2 protein-coding genes are annotated in these 2,693 nt (G+C 38.9%); both read right to left on the bottom strand.

The genetic code is table 11. From position 1 onward, the window contains the following. Nucleotides 1-81: 81 nt before the first annotated feature. Nucleotides 82-498 (bottom strand): hypothetical protein, encoded by a 417-nt coding sequence (locus tag ACOI1C_RS22395; RefSeq protein ID WP_422512848.1) that lies wholly within the window; start codon nucleotides 496-498, stop codon nucleotides 82-84. A gap of 397 nt (nucleotides 499-895) precedes the next feature. Next, entirely contained in the window at nucleotides 896-2,140 is a 1,245-nt protein-coding gene (gene ltrA, locus ACOI1C_RS22400) for a group II intron reverse transcriptase/maturase (protein WP_422512849.1), read from the bottom strand. Nucleotides 2,141-2,693 lie beyond the last annotated feature (553 nt).

Raw genomic sequence — 2,693 nt, forward strand, 5'->3', positions numbered from 1 at the left:
ATAAAGTAGGGAAACCTCTCACAAGGCTTCCCCCTTATCAAACCGCACGTGTCCTATTAAGACATACGGCTTACCAACGTGTTACATTGAATGCTTTGCTCTTTGGGCATAGTTTATATAGCGAACGCGTTCAGGAGTATAGTACTCCTCACCGCGTTCTTTAGCTTTTTGAACTTTTCTTTTGTGTTTCTTCTGTTGTTTCTCTTTCATATACTCAACATAAGATTCCGGTGTATGACCGAATTGTTTTCCATAGTAGTATTGAAAAAAAGGGACTAGTCCAATTTTAACAAAGAATTCTATACTCCATTTTCTCGTTAACAACCATCCTTTTCTCTGAGTCGGATGACTATGAATCATTGCTACTCTCAGTCTTCTCCTAATGTAACCATCTATTGCTTGTAATTCATTACTGAAGACATTGAAGAAGCATGAACTCTTTAATCCAAATTCCTCATTTTCTTTTATCGCTTTCCAGACAGTGAGGAAGTAGTTCACTTTTCCTCTAATGATGGAGTTTACCTTTGTAACCCAAGCTTCTTTGCTGAGTGTTAAAGTCTTCCTTGTTTTATCTTTTATCTTTTGTCGGAAGTCCTTCCATGTACCGTCTTTAGGTTTTGCGATGTAGTATGGTTTTCCGTCCTTCTTTCGATTTCTCCAATGTTCAAAAGTAAAACCTAGAAAGTCAAAGTCATCATGATTAAAATCTACGATTTTAGTCTTTTCTACAGATATTTCAAGTCCAAGCTCTGCGAGCTTGTTTGTTGTGATTTGCTCTGCCCTTTGAATATCCTCTTTTGACTTAGCGAAGAGAAGAAGGCAAGTAGGCCACTGGAACTTCCCCAGTAGCCTCTCTCAGAACCGGACGTGAACCTCTCAGCTCATCCGGCTCCCATTATTCAGCCGTCGGCTTGATACCTAGTACCCAATGTTTAAAGAGTTTGGGATTTTGGTTCGCAATTCTACCCATGAAATGTTCTGCTTCTCTTTTATGCCGTGCGAGTCTTTTGTATTTCTTTCTCGCCCACATAATTAAGGCTTTATTAATATGCCTTAAGCAGGAATACAACTCTGATTTGTAGAATTTGCCATAGTAATTAATCCAACCTTGAATTATTGAGTTAAACATCTTTGATAAATCTATGAGCTCTTTTTCTGCCTTCAACTGTAGTTTCCAATCTCTCACTTTTTGCTGAATTGATTTCTTAGATTTATTACTGATGGCAGGTGTGAAATTCACAAAATGTTTTCCCCACCTGTTCTTCGACAGTCTTGGTCTGAACGTGTATCCTAGAAAATCAAACGAAATATTTTCATGGTCTTCTTTTCTGTCTGCATCCTTACAGTAAACAATTTTCGTCTTAGTTGGATGTAGTTCAAGTTTACATTCGTTCATTCTCTTGTTTAGAGAATCAAGAAATTTCCTTGCTTCATCTTCTGTCTTGCAGTGGATGACTGCGTCATCTGCATATCTAGCGAATGGATTGTTTGGGTGATTAATAGCCATCCATTTATCAAACGTGTAATGTAGGAATAAATTTGCTAATACTGGACTTATGACACCACCTTGCGGTGTGCCGGATGTACGCTCTTTTATTCCTTCTTTCGTTTGAAAAGGTGCTTTTAACCATCTTTTAATGTATAACTTTATCCATTTGACTTGAGTATGTTTTTCTACTGCTTTCATTAATAAATCATGGTCTATGTTATCAAATAGACCTTTAATATCAAATTCAAGTACCCAATTGTACTTCCAGCATCTTTTTCGAGTTATCTCTATCGCTTGAATGGCACTTTTCTTAGGTCTGTATCCATAGGAATCTACATGAAAGAATGGTTCGACCGAAGGTTCAAAATATAATTTCACTGTCATTTGTGCAATTCTATCTTCAACCGTTGGGATTCCTAGAGTTCTAGTTCCTCCAGCCTTCTTTGGTATTTCTACAGCTTTAACAGCTGGAGGAAAGTAACTGCCAGATGACATTCGGTTCCACACTTTATACAGATTATCTTTGAGATTTCCTTCGAATTCAGCTATAGATTGCTCATCAATTCCTGCAGATCCTTTGTTTGCCTTAACTCTTAGGAAGGCTTCATATACTATGTTTTTAGATATCTTATATGGCTTTGTTTTATGCATAAGTTCCTCCCAATTTGATGGTTGACTTGTTTATAAAACTGAATAACATAACTCCTTTGCTCCATCTCCGTTAGAAGGCTTCATTGCTACTACGAGTTATTCCGCCCCTATACATGGCATTGGTACTCTGATTCTTGTGGGGCTTCCACTTGAAATCTCTCCCTTGGCATCCATGTCGTAGGTTCCCACGTTCCACACAAAAGCCTGTATTAAGTTCACGCCGCCTTTATACCGGTCACCGAACGGGCAGTAAACAGGTTTCCCCCGAACTTATCCTGAGTTAACGACTCCCCCTCAGTTTTGATGACATCTCTACGCTTTCGATACTTCTTCAGCGGTTCAATGGTTTTCGTCTCCTTAATACATACCTGACAGAGTCATGCTCTGCCTTTTCCCTAACGCTCAATACCATAGCTTTTGACTACAGCACCTTAGGGTGGTTTGCAATCTCTACCTGTATAGCGATTGCGAGAGACCTACTCTCATCTTAAGTGCAGCATAGCTTAAAAGGAGTGCTTTTCAAGCACACTTTGTTTGCTTTCGTGGCACACAG

Origin of the sequence: Bacillus sp. DJP31, from assembly GCF_049310945.1 — a bacterium.
Taxonomy (GTDB): domain Bacteria; phylum Bacillota; class Bacilli; order Bacillales; family SA4; genus Bacillus_BS.